The 15,211-nt window shown below is 71.9% G+C and carries 14 protein-coding genes; 5 read left to right on the plus strand and 9 right to left on the minus strand.

All coding sequences use genetic code 11. The features are described from left to right. Positions 1-4: 4 nt before the first annotated feature. Entirely contained in the window at positions 5-649 is a 645-nt protein-coding gene (locus ABZ956_RS12430; RefSeq protein WP_361891015.1) for an MBL fold metallo-hydrolase, read from the plus strand. Positions 650-678: 29 nt separating this feature from the next. Continuing rightward, positions 679-1,458, plus strand: coding sequence for an exodeoxyribonuclease III (locus tag ABZ956_RS12435; protein ID WP_361891018.1), 780 nt, complete (start codon positions 679-681; stop codon positions 1,456-1,458). Positions 1,459-1,466: 8 nt separating this feature from the next. On the opposite strand, the gene ABZ956_RS12440 is transcribed toward ABZ956_RS12435, so the two are convergent. The 7 genes from ABZ956_RS12440 to ABZ956_RS12470 form a co-directional block, all read right to left on the minus strand. After that, entirely contained in the window at positions 1,467-2,465 is a 999-nt protein-coding gene (locus ABZ956_RS12440) for a TIGR03842 family LLM class F420-dependent oxidoreductase (RefSeq protein WP_361891021.1), read from the minus strand. A 24-nt stretch (positions 2,466-2,489) separates the two neighbouring features. Then, positions 2,490-3,890 (minus strand): dihydropyrimidinase, encoded by a 1,401-nt coding sequence (gene hydA, locus ABZ956_RS12445; protein WP_361891024.1) that lies wholly within the window; start codon positions 3,888-3,890, stop codon positions 2,490-2,492. After that, positions 3,887-5,161, minus strand: a complete 1,275-nt coding sequence (locus tag ABZ956_RS12450; RefSeq protein WP_361891470.1) for an aspartate aminotransferase family protein — start codon at positions 5,159-5,161, stop codon at positions 3,887-3,889. The genes hydA and ABZ956_RS12450 overlap by 4 nt, the downstream gene beginning before the upstream one ends. A gap of 41 nt (positions 5,162-5,202) precedes the next feature. Continuing rightward, a complete protein-coding gene (locus ABZ956_RS12455) occupies positions 5,203-6,045 on the minus strand; it encodes a nitrilase-related carbon-nitrogen hydrolase (RefSeq protein ID WP_361891027.1) in 843 nt (280 codons plus the stop codon). A gap of 122 nt (positions 6,046-6,167) precedes the next feature. Next, positions 6,168-7,193, minus strand: coding sequence for a hypothetical protein (locus ABZ956_RS12460; RefSeq protein WP_361891030.1), 1,026 nt, complete (start codon positions 7,191-7,193; stop codon positions 6,168-6,170). Between the two features lie 67 nt (positions 7,194-7,260). Then, positions 7,261-9,102, minus strand: coding sequence for a gamma-glutamyltransferase (ggt, locus tag ABZ956_RS12465; RefSeq protein ID WP_361891033.1), 1,842 nt, complete (start codon positions 9,100-9,102; stop codon positions 7,261-7,263). 74 nt (positions 9,103-9,176) lie between these two features. Further along, positions 9,177-10,091, minus strand: a complete 915-nt coding sequence (locus ABZ956_RS12470; protein ID WP_361891036.1) for an SGNH/GDSL hydrolase family protein — start codon at positions 10,089-10,091, stop codon at positions 9,177-9,179. 121 nt (positions 10,092-10,212) lie between these two features. Here ABZ956_RS12470 and ABZ956_RS12475 point away from each other — a divergent pair, with 121 nt between their 5' ends. The 3 genes from ABZ956_RS12475 (at position 10,213) to ABZ956_RS12485 (ending at position 13,705) form a co-directional block, all read left to right on the plus strand. Continuing rightward, positions 10,213-10,641: an Rrf2 family transcriptional regulator gene (locus tag ABZ956_RS12475; RefSeq protein ID WP_361891039.1), complete on the plus strand. Its 429-nt coding sequence runs from the start codon at positions 10,213-10,215 to the stop codon at positions 10,639-10,641. Between the two features lie 135 nt (positions 10,642-10,776). Then, on the plus strand, positions 10,777-11,967 hold the full coding sequence (locus ABZ956_RS12480) for a globin domain-containing protein (RefSeq protein WP_361891042.1): 1,191 nt from the start codon (positions 10,777-10,779) through the stop codon (positions 11,965-11,967). Positions 11,968-12,130: 163 nt separating this feature from the next. Next, entirely contained in the window at positions 12,131-13,705 is a 1,575-nt protein-coding gene (locus tag ABZ956_RS12485; protein ID WP_361891045.1) for a CocE/NonD family hydrolase, read from the plus strand. On the opposite strand, the gene ABZ956_RS12490 is transcribed toward ABZ956_RS12485, so the two are convergent. Continuing rightward, entirely contained in the window at positions 13,702-14,562 is an 861-nt protein-coding gene (locus ABZ956_RS12490; protein ID WP_361891048.1) for an amino acid ABC transporter permease, read from the minus strand. The genes ABZ956_RS12485 and ABZ956_RS12490 overlap by 4 nt on opposite strands. Then, entirely contained in the window at positions 14,559-15,203 is a 645-nt protein-coding gene (locus tag ABZ956_RS12495) for an amino acid ABC transporter permease (protein WP_361891051.1), read from the minus strand. The genes ABZ956_RS12490 and ABZ956_RS12495 overlap by 4 nt, the downstream gene beginning before the upstream one ends. Positions 15,204-15,211: the final 8 nt, after the last annotated feature.

Below are 15,211 nucleotides of genomic sequence, written 5' to 3' on the forward strand. Positions count from 1 at the left end.
GGCCATGAAGCTGACCAAGCAGAGTCATGCCTGCGTCCGTCTGGAGAAGGACGGCCGCACGCTCGTCATCGACCCCGGAGGGTTCAGCGAGGAGGACGCGGCCGTCGGCGCGGACGCCGTCCTCGTCACCCACGAGCACCCCGACCACTTCGACGAGCACCGGCTGCGGGCCGGTCTCGAGGCCAACCCGGCCGCCGAGCTGTGGACGCTGCGCAGCGTCGCCGAGCGGATCTCGGCGGCCTTCCCCGGCCGGGTGCACACGGTCGGCGAGGGCGACACCTTCACGGCCGCGGGCTTCGACGTCCAGGTGCACGGGCAGCTGCACGCCGTGATCCACCCGGACATCCCGCGGATCACCAACGTCGGTTACCTCGTGGACGGTTCGGTCTTCCACCCCGGCGACGCGCTGACGCTGCCGGGGCAGCCGGTCGAGACGCTGATGGTCCCGGTCATGGCCCCCTGGAACAAGGTCTCCGAGGTCATCGACTACGTCCGGGAGATCGGGCCCCGGCGGGCGATCGACATCCACGACGCGCTGCTGACGGACCTCGCCCGGCCCGTCTACGACCGGATGCTGGGCCCGGACGGCCCCGGCGTCGCGGGCGCGGACCACATGAGGATGGCGGCCGGCCAGAGCATCGACCTGTGACTGTCAGAGGTGGCCGTTAGGGTGGCCGCATGCGCATCGCCACCTGGAACGTGAACTCGATCACCGCCCGCCTCCCCAGGCTGCTGGCCTGGCTGGAGAGCAGCGGCACGGACGTGCTGTGCCTCCAGGAGACCAAGTGCACCGCCGAGCAGTTCCCCACCGAGGAGCTCCGCGAGCTCGGTTACGAGTCCGCGGTCCACGCCACCGGGCGGTGGAACGGCGTGGCGCTGGTCTCCCGGGTCGGCCTGGACGGTGTGGTCATGGGCCTGCCCGGCGGGCCGGAGTACGAGGGCGCGCAGGAGCCGCGGGCGATCTCCGCGGACTGCGGGCCGGTCCGGCTCTGGTCGGTGTACGTGCCCAACGGCCGCGAGGTCGGGCACGGCCACTACACCTACAAGCTCCGCTGGCTGGAGTCGCTGCGCGACGCCGTGGCGGTGGACGCGGCGGGGGAGCGGCCGTTCGCCGTCCTCGGCGACTTCAACATCGCCCCGGCCGACGAGGACGTCTACGACCCCTCGGTCTTCGAGGGCGCCACGCACGTCACCCCCGCCGAGCGCGCCGCCCTCGCCGCCCTGCGCGACGCCGGCCTGTCCGACATCGTGCCCCGCCCCCTGAAGTACGACCGTCCGTACACCTACTGGGACTACCGCCAGCTGTGCTTCCCCAAGAACCGGGGCATGCGCATCGACCTGGTCTACGGCAACGCCCCCTTCGCCAAGGCCGGCCAGGACGCGTTCGTCGACCGCGAGGAGCGCAAGGGCAAGGGCGCCTCGGACCACGCCCCGGTCGTCGTCGACCTCGACGTCTGAAGGCCCTCCTAGCCGAGCGCCGGGATGAGGTGCTGCCCGTACGCGTCGATGGTGCGCTCCTTCGCGTCGTGCATCGCGTAGAGGGCGAACTGGTCCACGCCCAGCTCGCGCAGCCGCTCCAGCCGCTCCCGGTGCGCCGCCACGGGCCCCAGGAGGCAGAAGCGGTCCACGATCGCGTCGGGCACGAAGTCGGTGGAGGGGTTCCCGGCGCGCCCGTGGTGGGCGTAGTCGTAGCCCTTGCGCTGCTCGATGTACGAGGTGAGCACCTCGGGCACCAGGCCGGAGTGCGCCCCGTAGCGGCTGACCAGGTCGGCGACGTGGTTGCCGACCATGCCGCCGAACCAGCGGCACTGCTCGCGCGCGTGCGCCAGGTCGTCCCCGACGTAGGCGGGGGCGGCGACGCAGATGGTGACCGAGGACGGGTCGCGGCCCGCCCCGGCGGCGGCGGAGCGCACGGCCTTGATCATCCACTCCGTCAGATACGGGTCGGCGAGCTGGAGGATGAAGCCGTCGGCCTCACGGCCGGCCAGGGCCAGGGCCTTGGGACCGTAGGCGGCCATCCACACGGGCAGTCGGCTCTCGCGGGCCCAGGCCAGCTTCAGCGTCCTGCCGTCCACCTCCGTCTCCCGGCCCTCGGCCAGGTCCCGGACGATCCGCATCGTCTCGCTGAGGGTGGCGAGGGTGTTGGGCTTGCGCCCGGCGACCCGCATCGCCGAGTCGCCCCGGCCGATGCCGCACACGGTGCGGTCGCCGAACATGTCGTTGAGGGTGGCGAAGGTGGAGGCGGTGACCTCGGGGCTGCGCGTGGAGGGGTTGGTGACCATGGGGCCGACCACGAGTCGTTCGGTGTGTTCCAGGATGCGGCTGTAGATGACGAAGGGCTCCTGCCACAGCACGGCGGAGTCGAAGGTCCAGCCGTAGCGGAAGCCGGCCCCTTCGGCGCGGCGCATCAGGTCGATGACGGCGGAGGCGGGCGGGTCGGTCTGGAGGACGAGGCCGAAGTCCACGGTGCGGGGTGCTCCTTACTCCTGTTATGCCAGGTACTGACAGGTCGAGCGGGGCAGGTAGCGTCCGTGCCCGGCCCGGCCGGTGAACCGCCTCCGGTCGAGGACGGTCTCTCCGCGACAGAGCACGGTCTCCACCTGCCCGGTGACCCGTTTGCCCTCGTAGGCCGAGTAGTCGACGTTCATGTGGTGGGTCGCGGCCGAGAGGGTCTGCTCGGCGTGCGGGTCGTAGATCACGATGTCGGCGTCGCAGCCCGGCGCGATGGTGCCCTTGCGCGGGGCGAGCCCGAACATCCGGGCGGGGGCGGCGCAGGCGATCTCGATCCAGCGGCGGCGGGAGATGTGGCCGTCGACGACGGCCTGGTGGAGCAGGTCCATGCGGTTCTCCACGCCCGGCAGACCGTTGGGGATCTTGGAGAAGTCGCCGCGGCCCAGCTCCTTCTGGCCGGAGAAGCAGAACGGGCAGTGGTCGGTGGAGACGACCTGGAGGTCGTCGGTGCGCAGGCCCCGCCAGAGCGCGGCCTGGTGCTCGCGCGGGCGCAGCGGTGTCGAGCAGACGTACTTCGCGCCCTCGAAGCCCGGCTCGGCGAGGTTGTCCGTGGACAGGAACAGATACTGCGGGCAGGTCTCACCGAAGACCGGCAGATCCATGGCGCGGGCGCGCGCCAGCTCGGCCACCGCCTCCTGGGCCGAGACGTGCACCACGTACAGGGGGCAGCCGGCGACGCGGGCGAGCTGGACGGCCCGGTGGGTGGCCTCGGCCTCCAGCAGTGCCTTGCGGACCTCGCCGTGGTAGCGGGGGTCGGTCCGGCCGGCGGCGAGGGCCTGCTCGACCAGGACGTCGATGGCGATGCCGTTCTCCGCGTGCATCATGATCAGTCCGCCGTTGCCGGCAGCCCGCTGCATGGCGCGCAGGATCTGCCCGTCGTCGCTGTACAGCACGCCCGGGTAGGCCATGAACAGCTTGAACGAGGTGACGCCTTCCCCCACCAGGAGGTCCATCTCCTTCAGGGAACTCTCGTTCACATCGGAGAGGATCATGTGGAAGGCGTAGTCGACGGCGCACTGCCCCTCGGCCTTGGCGTGCCAGGCGTCGAGCCCCTCGCGCAGGGAATGCCCGCGCCGCTGCACCGCGAAGTCGACGACGGTCGTGGTGCCGCCCCACGCGGCGGCCCGCGTGCCCGTCGCGAAGGTGTCCGAGGAGGAGGTGCCGCCGAAGGGGAAGTCGAAGTGCGTATGGGCGTCGACCCCGCCGGGCAGGACATACTTCCCCGTCGCGTCGATCGTGTGCTCCGCGCTCCAGCCGCGGGCGCAGGAGCTGCCGGGCGCGGCCAGGGCGGCGACCTTGCCGTCCTCGATGAGGACGTCCGCGTGCGTCTCCTCGGCGGCGGTGATGACGAGACCGCCGCTGACGATCGTCGTGGTCATGCCCGCTCCTTCGCTCCGACGGTGTCCTGCACCCGGCGCAGCGCCTCCTCGAGGGCGGCGGCGCCCTCCTCGGCCTCGGCGACGGTGAGCGACAGGGGCGGGGCGATGCGCAGGGCGTTGCCCTCGCGGCCGCCCTTGCCGACCAGCAGGCCCTGCTCACGGGCGAGTTCGAGGGCGAGCGAGGCGGCGCGCGGCGAGGGCGAGCCGTCGTGCTCGACGAGCTCGATGCCGATCATCAGGCCGCGGCCGCGGACCTCGCGGACGACGGACAGGCCGGCCGTGATGGCGCGCAGCCGCTCGATGAGCAGGCCGCCGACGCGCCGGGCGTTGCCCTGCAGGTCGTGCTCGAGCAGGTAGGTGAGGTTGGCCAGGCCCGCCGCCGCGGTGACGGGGCTGCCACCGAAGGTGGAGATGGAGTTGGCGTCGAGGCAGTTCATGACCTCGGCCCGGGCGACGACACCGCCCAGCGCCATGCCGTTGCCGATGCCCTTGGCGAAGGTGAGCACGTCCGGCGGGCCGCTCGCGCCGTGCGCCTGCCAGCCCCAGAAGTGGTCGCCGGTGCGGCCCCAGCCGGTCTGCACCTCGTCGCTGATCCACAGGATGCCGTGCCGGTCGAGCACGTCGCGGAAGGCGGCGTAGAGCCCGTCGGGCGGTGCGGTGAACCCGCCGACGCCCTGCACCGGCTCGGCGATGAGCGCGGCGACGGTGCCGTGCGTCTGGCCGAGCATGTCCTCAAGGTCCGCCACGCACGCCTCGATGAACTCCCCGTCCGACAGCCGCCGGTAGGGCCCGCGGCCGCGGACGCCGCCGTGCACGTACAGCGTCCGCAGCGGCGACAGGCTGGTGGGCGCCCAGGTGGAGTTGCCGGTGACGCCGACGGCGGAGAACGAGCGGCCGTGGTAGCCGTTGCGCATCGCCAGGACCTGGTTCGAGCGCCGGAAGGACGTGGCCAGCAGCAGCGCCGTGTCGTTGGCCTCGGTGCCGGAGGTGGTGAAGAAGACCCGGGCGTCGGGGATGCCGGACAGGGCCGCGATGCGCTCGGCCAGCTCCACCATGTGCCGGTCGAGGTAGAGCGTGGAGGTGTGCAGGATGCGCCCGGCCTGCCGGGCGACGGCCTCGGTGACCTCGGGCAGGGCGTGGGCGGTCATGGTGGTCAGGACGCCGCCGAAGAAGTCGAGGTAGCGCCGGCCCTCGGCGTCCCAGACGTAGCGGCCCTCGCCGTGGCTGAGCTCCAGCGGCTCGTCGTAGTAGACGGCGAGCCAGTCGGGCATCACCGCGCGGTGCCGGGCGCGCAGCGACGACTGCCCGGCGCTCACGGCCGCACCAGCCCGTCGTACGCGTCGGGCCTGCGGTCCCGGTAGAAGGCCCACTGCCGGCGCACCTCGTCGATGACCCCGAAGTCCAGGTCGCGCACCAGGAGTTCCTCCTTGGTGTCGCTGGCGAGGTCCCCGACGAACTGGCCGCGCGGGTCGACGAAGTACGACGTGCCGTAGAAGTCGTTGTCGCCGTACTCCTCCTGGCCGACGCGGTTGATCGCGGCGATGAAGTACTCGTTGGCGATCGCCGCCGCCGGCTGCTCCAGCTGCCACAGATGGGCGGACAGGCCGCGGGAGGTGGCCGAGGGGTTGTAGACGAGCTGGGCCCCGGCCAGGCCGAGCGAGCGCCAGCCCTCGGGGAAGTGCCGGTCGTAGCAGATGTAGACGCCGACCTTGCCGACGGCCGTGTCGAACACGGGCCAGCCGAGGTTGCCGGGCCTGAAGTAGTACTTCTCCCAGAAGCCCTTGATCTGCGGGATGTGGTGCTTGCGGTACTTGCCGAGATATCTGCCGTCGGCGTCGATGACGGCGGCGGTGTTGTAGTAGAAACCGGACTGCTCGACCTCGAAGACCGGTACGACGATCACCATGCCGGTCTCGCGTGCGAGCTCCCGCATCCGCTGGACGGTGGGCCCGTCCGGGACCGGCTCGGCCCAGCGGTAGTGCTCGCTCTCCTGTACCTGGCAGAAGTAGGGGGAGTTGAAGACTTCCTGGAACCCGATCACCTTGGCGCCCCGCGCGGCCGCGGCGCGGGCGTGTTCCTCGTGCTTGGCGATCATCGACTCGGTATCGCCGGTCCAGGTCGCCTGGACCAGTGCGGCGCGGACAACGTTGGCCATGAGCTGCTCCTATGCCAGGGGCTTCCACCAGGCTGACACGCGAAGATCCGTGTGTGCCTGCGACCGTAGGTCCCGTCACTCCCCGTGGCAAGACCATCGCGGTTCCTGTGGAAAACCCGTCGCTACCCCAGACGGGCGGCGCATCCCACCATCGTCCCGGCGATGAGCACGTACCCCACGAGGCCCATGAGCGCGCCGCGGTGGTGCCACCGTTCGGCGGTCTCCGGGTCGCCGCCGTCCACCATCCAGCGCCAGCAGAAGACCGTGACGACGACCGCCAGCAGCACATAGACCAGGGTCAGCAGGTGCAGCCCGTCGATCAGGGTGAGCCCGACCGAGCTGCTGACGATCTGGTTGACCTGCTGCATGTTCAGCATCACCACGAAGAGCCCGCCGCCCAGCAGGGCGAGCCGGCTCTGCAGCGTGTCGAGCCGCTCGGCCATGCTCAGCTCCTCGCTGTGCGAGGGCAGCAGGAAGGTGGCGGTGGCGACGATCAGCATCAGGTAGAGCGGCCCGGTCAGCTTCCAGAAAACCAGGGGGTCGGAGCGGGCCAGGTCGATCTGGACGAGTACCCGGCTGTGGGTGCTCGCCGCTCCCCGGGGCAGCGTGGGGTTGCCGAAGTTGGTGGGATAGCGGTGCTCGGCGGTCGCCAGGTGGAAGCCGGTGAGCCGCCAGCCGGCCGGGGCGATGTCACCGTTGACGGCGGAGTTCTCGTTGTCCGGCGTGAACCGGAACGCGCGGACGTCCCGGACGGAGGTGACGACGATCTGGATCCGGTGCCGGTCGAAGGGGAAGGAACGGACGTCCCAGCCCTGCCGGAACGTCCCCTGCAGCCGTGTCACGTTCCGGAACCGGCCCCCTTCGGAGGTCAGGGCCGGCTCGCCCTTCTCCGGGTCGTTGGCGTTGCTGAACGAAGCCGTGGGCAGCGGGTCCAGCTCCCGCCGGGGGCATACGGACCACAGCTGCAGCCTCGCGGAGAAGGTGTGCTTCGCCGGGTCGAGGTCGTACAGGTCGCTCAGATACGCGCCGAGCTCGCAGGTCGGTACGTTCCCTTTCCCCGTGGCCGCGTCCGCGGTGGGGCCGGCCGGCAGCCACACCGCGAACGCGCCGAGGAGCACCAGCAACCGGATCCAGGTCCTCGCAGCCATATGCCCGGATCCTCGCCCGGGCGGCGGCCGGCGAATCAGCCGGCCGCGTCACCGGCCGGGGCGCGTTTCAGCGCACCGGGGGCTTTCCGGACGGCCGCACCACCATCGCCGAGCCGCCGCCGCGCCGTGACGTCTCGGCCGCGGCCACCCACCGTCCGTCCGGCAGCCGCTGGACGCCGGTCGCGGCGCCGATCTCCGGGTTGAGCTTGAAGACGTGGCCCTTGGCCTCCAGGCGGCCGCGCAGCGGGCTGTCCCACAGCCCCGGCTCCAGTTCGGTCGTCGCCGCGTTGCGCTGGCTGGCGCGCGGCGCGGCGATCGCGTCGACGAGCGGCATCCCGCGGTCGACGTGGTTGAGCAGCGTCTGGAGCACCGTGGTGATGATGGTGGCGCCGCCGGGGGAGCCCAGGGCGAAGGCCGGCCTGCCGTTCTCCAGGACGATGGTGGGGGAGACGGACGAGCGCGGCCGCTTGCCCGGGCCGGGCAGGTTCGGGTCGTGGACACCCGGGCTGACGGGGGTGAAGGAGAAGTCGGTCAGCTCGTTGTTGAGCAGGAAGCCGCGCCCCGGCACGGTGATGCCGCTGCCGCCGGTCTGCTCGATGGTCAGGGTGTACGCGACGATGTTGCCCCACTTGTCGGCGACCGTCAGATGGGTGGTGTGCTCGCCCTCGTACGGCGTGGGGGCGGCGGTGCCGCGCGTCGTGCAGGACGAGGCGGGCCGGCGCGGGTCGCCGGGCGCCAGCGGGCTGGTCAGCACGGCGTCGTCCTTGATCAGGCAGGCGCGCGAGTCGGCGAAGCGCTGCGAGGTCAGTCCCCGTACGGGCACGTTCTCGAAGGCCGGGTCGCCGACCCAGCGGTTGCGGTCCGCGAAGGCGATCCGGCTCGCCTCGATGTAGCGGTGCAGGTAGGTCTGCTGGGGCAGCCGCTTGAGCCGGCTGTTCTCCAGGATGTTCAGCGCCTCGGCGACCGTCGTGCCACCGGAGGAGGAGGGGGCGATGCCGTAGACGTCCAGGCCGCGGTAGGCCGTCCGGGTCGGGGCCTGCTTCCTGGTGGCGTACGCCCGCAGGTCCTTCTCGGTCAGGTCGCCGGGGCGTGCCACGCGCCCCGAGGCGGGGTCGACGGGGGGCTTGCGCACGGTCTTGACGATGTCGCGCCCGACCGGGCCCCGGTACATCGCGTTCACGCCGTCCTTGGCCAGCAGGTCGTAGGTGCGGGCCAGGTCGGGGTTCTTCAGGGTCGAGCCCACCGCCGGGGGCTTGCCGCCCGGCAGGAACAGGGCGGCGCTGGCGGGGAAGTCCTTGAAGCGTGCCTGGTTGTCGGCGGTCTGGCGGCGGAAGGTCTCGTCGACGGTGAAGCCGTCGCGCGCCAGCCGCCGGGCCGGCGCCAGCACCTGGGCGAGCGAGCGGCTGCCCCAGGAGCGCAGGGCGGTGTCCCAGGTGGCCGGGGTGCCGGGCGTGCCGACGCTGAGCCCGCTGGTGACCGCGTCGGCGAACGGCAGCGGCCGGCCCTTCTCCAGGAAGAGGTCCTTGGTCGCGCTGAGCGGCGCCCGCTCCCGGCCGTCCACGGTGGAGACCTTGCGCGTCTTCGCGTCGTAGTGGACGAGGTAGCCGCCGCCGCCGATGCCGGCGGAGTAGGGCTCGGTGACGCCGAGCGCGGCGGCGGTGGCCACGGCCGCGTCCACGGCGTTGCCGCCCTTGCGCAGCACCTCGATGCCGGCCGCCGACGCGTCCGCGTCGACGCTGGCCACCACGCCCCCGTGGCCGACGGCGACGGGGGACTTGGGTGGCGTGGGGGCCGCTTGCGGGCCGGGCCCCCGGGCCGCGGCGGGTGCCGTCAGCGCGCCCGCGAGGAGGGCTGTCGCCATGGCGAGGACGGGCAGGCTTCGGTGGGTGGTCGGTCTCGGGAGCGCCATCTGTGCCTCCATTCGGGCGAACGGGCCCCGGAGCCTACTCGCGGAGCCCGTCCGCCGACAGGGCACGCCCGGCGCTAGCGGAGCCTGGCGAGCACCGAACGGGCCATGGACTGCTCGCCCTTGGCGTTGGGGTGGAAGGGCGCGGCGGGGTTCTCGGGCTGTGCGCCCTCGACCCACCGGGTGGCGGTGGGCTTGCACACATCGTGGCCCACCGTCGGGCCGTAGGTGTCGGCGAAGCGGACGTGCGCCTTGGCGGCCTGCTGCTTGAGCATCGCGTTGAGCCGCTTCTCGGTGTCCCGCAGGTAGGGGGTGTCGCCGGCGGCGATCGGCACGGCCGGGAAGCAGCCCTTGCCGTCGTCCGGCATGATCGTCGGGTAGCCGACGAGGACGACCTTGGCGTGCGGGGCGCGCTCGTGGACGGCCTTGAGCACGTGGGCGATCTTGGGTGCCGCGTGGTTGACGCGCGCGGTGAGCTGGTCCGAGCCGTCCGTGGCCGTGAACTTCTTCTTGCAGGGGGCGCCGGCCGGGTCGGTGACGGACAGCTGGGCACAGGTGCCGATGATGTCGCCGAAGCCGATGTCGTTGCCGCCGATGCCGACGGTGACGAGCCGGGTCTGCTTGCCGAGGGCGTTCAGCTGGGGTGCGTTCGCGCCCTGCGCGCGCCACATGTCGTCGGTCTTCGCGCCGCTGCAGCTGACGTCCTTGAAGGACTTCTCCTTGAGGGCCGCGGCGGTCAGCGAGGGGTAGTTCACCCGGGACCGCGCGCAGTCGCCGCCGGTCTGCTCGGGGATGCCCGGGCCGGAGGTGTACGAGTCGCCGAGGGCGACGTAACGGGCGCTGCCGCTCTGCTCGGTGGTGGCGACCGACGGGGCCGCCGCTCCGGCCGTCAGCGCCGAGGCAGCCCCGAGCACCGCCAGCGCCTTTCCGTACCGTCCACCGCGTTGGCGCACCTTTGCCACTACTGCCTCCATGAAGAGTCGTTCGACCATGATCGGCCGATCATGGTCCGGTCAGACTTGCCTCACGGTGACCCTCTGTCAATTTCGACACCGGTTCCCCAGCACTCCCGGTAAATTCGACTCTTGAAGTCCAATTAGTTAGGTTGGGGCCGTGCGACTGACCAAGAGCACCGACATCGCCCTGCGCATCGCGATGCGCCTGGCCGTGGCGCCGGACGCCGGGGACGGCGCGGCGCCGACCACCCGCGAGGTGGCCGGCGCGGTCGGCGTGCCGTACACCCACGCCGCCAAGGTGGTCAGCCGGCTCCAGCACCTGGGGGTCGTCGAGGCCCGCCGGGGCCGCGGCGGCGGGCTCGCCCTGACCGAGGCCGGGCGCCGGGGCTCGGTGGGCCGTCTGGTCCGCGAGCTGGAGGGGGTCGGCGACGTCGTCGGCTGCGAGGACGAACCGCCCTGCCCGCTGCGCGCCGCGTGCCGGCTGCGCGGCGCCCTGCGCCAGGCGCAGGAGGCGTTCTTCGCCGCCCTCGACCCGATCACCGTCGAGGAGCTGACCGGCCCCCGCCCACCGGCCCCGCCCTGCTGAGCCTGGGCCCGCACCCCGGAAGCTGACTCAACCGCCGCCCGTGCGAGGGGCGGTCACGCACACCCTTTAATGCGAATCTCAGATGCAAGTTCGATCGCCGATCGCTTGCTCCGGGACCGACCGTGAGGAGCCGCGATGCTGTCCCCGAAGTCCACCGAGATCGTCCGTGCCACCCTGCCCGCGGTCGGCGGCGCGATCGGTGAGATCACACCGCTCTTCTACGCCCGCCTGTTCGCCGCCCACCCGCGGCTGGCCCGGGACCTGTTCAACCGCGGCAACCAGGCCAGTGGCGCCCAGCAGCAGGCGCTCGCCGGCGCCGTCGCTGCCTTCGCCACCGCGCTGGTCGAGCACCCGCATGTCCGGCCCGACGCCATGCTCTCCCGCATTGCCCACAAGCACGCCTCGCTCGGCGTCGGCCGCGAGCAGTACCCGGTCGTCCAGGAACACCTCTTCGCCGCCATCGCCGAGGTGCTGGGCGACGCCGTCACCCCCGAGGTCGCGGCCGCCTGGGACGAGGTCTACTGGCTGATGGCGAACGCCCTCATCGCCCTCGAGGCGCGGCTGTACGAGGAGGCGGGCGCCCTGCACGGCGCCACGTGGCGCTCGTGCCATGTCCTCGCCCGCCGTCAGGAGACCGCCGACGTGGTCACCTTCCTCGTCCGCCCGGACGGGGGCCGCCCGGTGCCCGCCGCGCGGCCCGGCCAGTACGTCTCCGTCCAGGTCACCCTGGCCGACGGCGCCCGGCAGATCCGCCAGTACAGTCTCTCCGGCCACCCGGAGGGCGCCCTGCAGTTCTCCGTCAAGCGCGTGGCCGGCGACCCCGCGGGCGAGGTCTCGAACCACCTCCACGACCACATCGCGGTGGGCGACACGCTGCTCGTCAGCCACCCCTTCGGCGATGTCGTCCTGGACGACGGTGACGGGCCCCTGGTGCTGGCCTCCGCCGGCATCGGCTGCACCCCGATGACCGCGATGCTCTCCCACCTCGCCGCCACCGGATCCACCCGGCGCGTCGTCGCCGTCCACGCCGACCACAGCGAGGCCACCCACGCCTTCCGCGCCGAGCTGTGGCAGCTGACCGGCAAGCTTCCCGACGCGAGCGCCCATGTCTGGTACGAGCACCCCGAAGGCCCCTGGCCCGCCGAGCGCACCGGCCACGCCGACCTGACCCGCCTCGACATCCCGGCCGGCGCCACCGCCTACCTCTGCGGCCCGCTGCCCTTCCTGCGCGCAGCCCGCGCCCAGCTCCTCGCGGCCGACGTGGCGCCCGCCGGCATCCACTACGAGGTCTTCGGCCCTGATTTGTGGCGGGGCGCGGAGGGCTGAGGGACCGTCAGGCCCGGCGGTGTCCGACGATCAATCGTTACTCACGCGTAACTCGCGTGCCTATTACCACCGGTAAGCCTCCGACGTTACTTTCGGGTCACTCGTCCCGGCCGTGCCGCCGCCCTCCATGCGGGGCGGCGGCACCGACGTCAGGAGTGAACCCGTGCGACACCCCCGGCAGGCCCTGCGCACCCCGGCCACCGTCGCTGCCTCGGCCGCGCTGCTCGCGGCCGGGCTCCTGGGCCCGGCACCCGCCGCCCGGGCGTCCTCGCCGGCCGCGGCCCCGCACCAGGCCGCGGCCCCGCGCTTCACCGACATCCCCGGCTCCGGCGGCATCACCCTCAAGGGCAACGTCTTCACCCCCGCCGGCGCCGACGGCTCCCGCCGCTACCCGGTGATCGTGCTGCCCACCAGCTGGGCCATGCCGCAGTTCGAATACATCGCCCAGGCCAGGCGGCTCGCCGACTCCGGCTACGTCGTCGTCAGCTACACCGCACGCGGCTTCTGGCGCTCCGGCGGGAAGATCGAGGCCGCCGGCCCGCCGGACGTCGCCGACGTCTCCAAGGTCATCGACTGGACGCTCGCCCACACCCCGGCCGACCCCGGCCGCATCGGCATGGCCGGCATCTCCTACGGGGCGGGCATCAGCCTGCTGGCCTCCGGCTCCGACAAGCGGATCAAGGCCGTGGTGGCGATGAGCGGCTGGGCCGACCTCATCGAGTCCATCTACGGCGAACGCACCCAGCACCGCCAGGCCGCCGAACTGCTCGGCGGCCTGGGCGCCCTGACCGGGCGGCCGGGCGAGGAGCTGCGGGGCATCCTCAAGGACTTCCTCGGCTCCGACCTGGCCAAGGAGAAGGAGATCCTCCAGTGGGGCGCCAAGCGCTCCCCGGTCAACCGCCTCAAGGAGATCAACGAAGGCGGCGCGGCCATCATGCTGGGCAACGCCTGGGGCGACTCCCTCTTCCCGCCCGACCAGTACGCGAAGTTCTACGAACGACTCACCGGCCCCAAGCGCCTGGAGCTGCGGCCCGGCGACCACGCCACCGCCGAGGGCACCGGACTGCTCGGCCTGCCCAACGACACCTGGGCCAATGCCCACCGCTGGTTCGACCACCACCTCAAGGGCGCCGCCAACGGCATCGACCGCGAGCAGCCCGTCCAGCTGACGTCCCGCTCCGGCGGCCCCTACGAGTCCTACCCCGACTGGGCGGCCGTCCAGCGCACCCGCACGACCGTCCCGCTCACCGGCTCCCGGACCATCCGCGCGAACACCGACTCCGGGGCCAACGGCGGCACCGCCATCCTCTCCGGCGCCCTCGACCAGTTCCTGAAGCTGCCACCGATGGTCTCCGTGCCGCTGCTGCCCCGCTCCTACGCCGCCGTGTGGCAGACCGGCCCGCACCCCACCGTGCGGCGCGTGCGCGGCACCGTCGGCCTGCACACCACGCTCACCAGCGACAAGGAGAGCGGCACGGCCGTCGCCTACCTCTACGACGTGGGCCCCCTCGGCGTCGGCCGGCTCGTCAGCCACGCCCCGTACACCTTCCACGGCCGCACACCCGGCACGCCCTTCGACGTGGACCTGGAGCTGTACGCCACCGCCTACGACGTGCCGGCCGGACACCGCCTCGCGCTCGTCATCGACACCGTCGACCCGCTGTACATCGAGCACAACCCGGCGGGCGGACGACTGACGTTCGCCTCCGGCCGGCTCTCGGTGCCCGTACGGGACTAGGGGTGCGCCCCCGCGCCCGGCATCAGCGTGCCGGGCTCGGCGGGGGCGACCTCCACGGCCTCCGTCTTCAGGCTGCGCCGCTGCCGCTTGGCCACCCAGTTGGCGAACCAGGACAGCAGCATGCACATCCCGATGTAGATCGGAGAGATGATCATGACGACGGGGATGAACGGCAGGTCGTAGTCGAGATTGCTGGCGATCAGCTTGCCCGCGTGCAGGAACTCCTCGTAGGTGATGAGGAAGCCGAGCGAGGTGTCCTTCAGCGCGACCACGAGCTGGCTGATGATGGTCGGCAGCATCGCGCGCAGCGCCTGCGGCACCAGCACATAGGTCATCACCTGGGTCTTGTACATGCCCAGCGAGTACGCCGCCTCCCGCTGACCGCGTTCGACGGAGTTCACGCCCGTACGGAAGACCTCGGCGAGCACCGAGCCGTTGTACAGCGTCAGGCCCGTCACCAGGGCGGGCAGCGGCTGGACCTTGAGCGCGACGAAGACGAAGAAGATCATGACCAGCACGGGCATGGCCCGGAAGAACTCCACCACCAGCGTGGCCAGCCAGCGCACCGGCGCGTGCACGGACAGCCGCCCGCAGGCCAGCACCGCGCCGAGCGCGAGGGAGAGCACGGCGGCGTAGGCGAAGGCCCTGAGCGTGTTGCCCAGGCCGCGCAGCAGCATCTCCTGGATGCCCTTGTACTCGAAGGGCGTCCACTTGGCGGCCGTGAACTGCTGGGTGTCGAAGAGGAGGTAGACCACCCAGGCGACGATCCCGGCGATCACCGCCGTGGCGATGATGCCGTAGAGGCGGTGGCGGCGCTGGGCGAGCGGCCCGGGGATGTCGTAGAGGGCGGTGGTCATCGGGCGACTCCCCAGCGCTGCTCCAGCACGTTGAAGACCGCGCTGATGGTCAGGGTCACGATCAGATAGCCGACGGCGATCCAGATGAAGGACCAGATGATGCTGTAGCCCAGCTCGTTGAGGGTCTTGTAGGTGCCCAGCAGCTCGGTGACGCTGAACGAGCCGGCGATCGCGGAGTTCTTGGCGAGCGCGATCAGCGTCGAGCCGACCGGCGGGATGACCGAGCGGAATGCCTGCGGCAGGACCACGTCGCCGAGGGTCTGGGAGAAGGTCATGCCGAGGCTGCGGGCGGCCTCCCCCTGGCCCACCGGCACGGTGTTGATGCCCGAGCGCAGGGCCTCGCAGATGAAGGCCGAGGTGTAGCAGCCCAGGGCGAGGACGGCGAAGAGCTGGAAGGGCAGCACGATCCCGAAGCGCGGCAGGCCGAGCAGCACCGCGAAGAACAGCAGGGTGAGCGGGGTGTTGCGCAGCACCGTCACCCACACCGTGCCGAAGGTGCGCAGCGAGCCGACGGGGGCGACCCGGAAGGAGGCCATGACGAAGCCGAGGACGAGGGCGAGCAGCGAGGCGTAGACGGTGAGCTCGACCGTGCCGAGCAGGCCCTTGCCGTACAGGGAGAAGTTGTCGGTCAGGACGTTCACGAAGGTCC

Origin of the sequence: Streptomyces sp. NPDC046261, from assembly GCF_040646235.1 — a bacterium.
GTDB lineage: Bacteria > Actinomycetota > Actinomycetes > Streptomycetales > Streptomycetaceae > Streptomyces.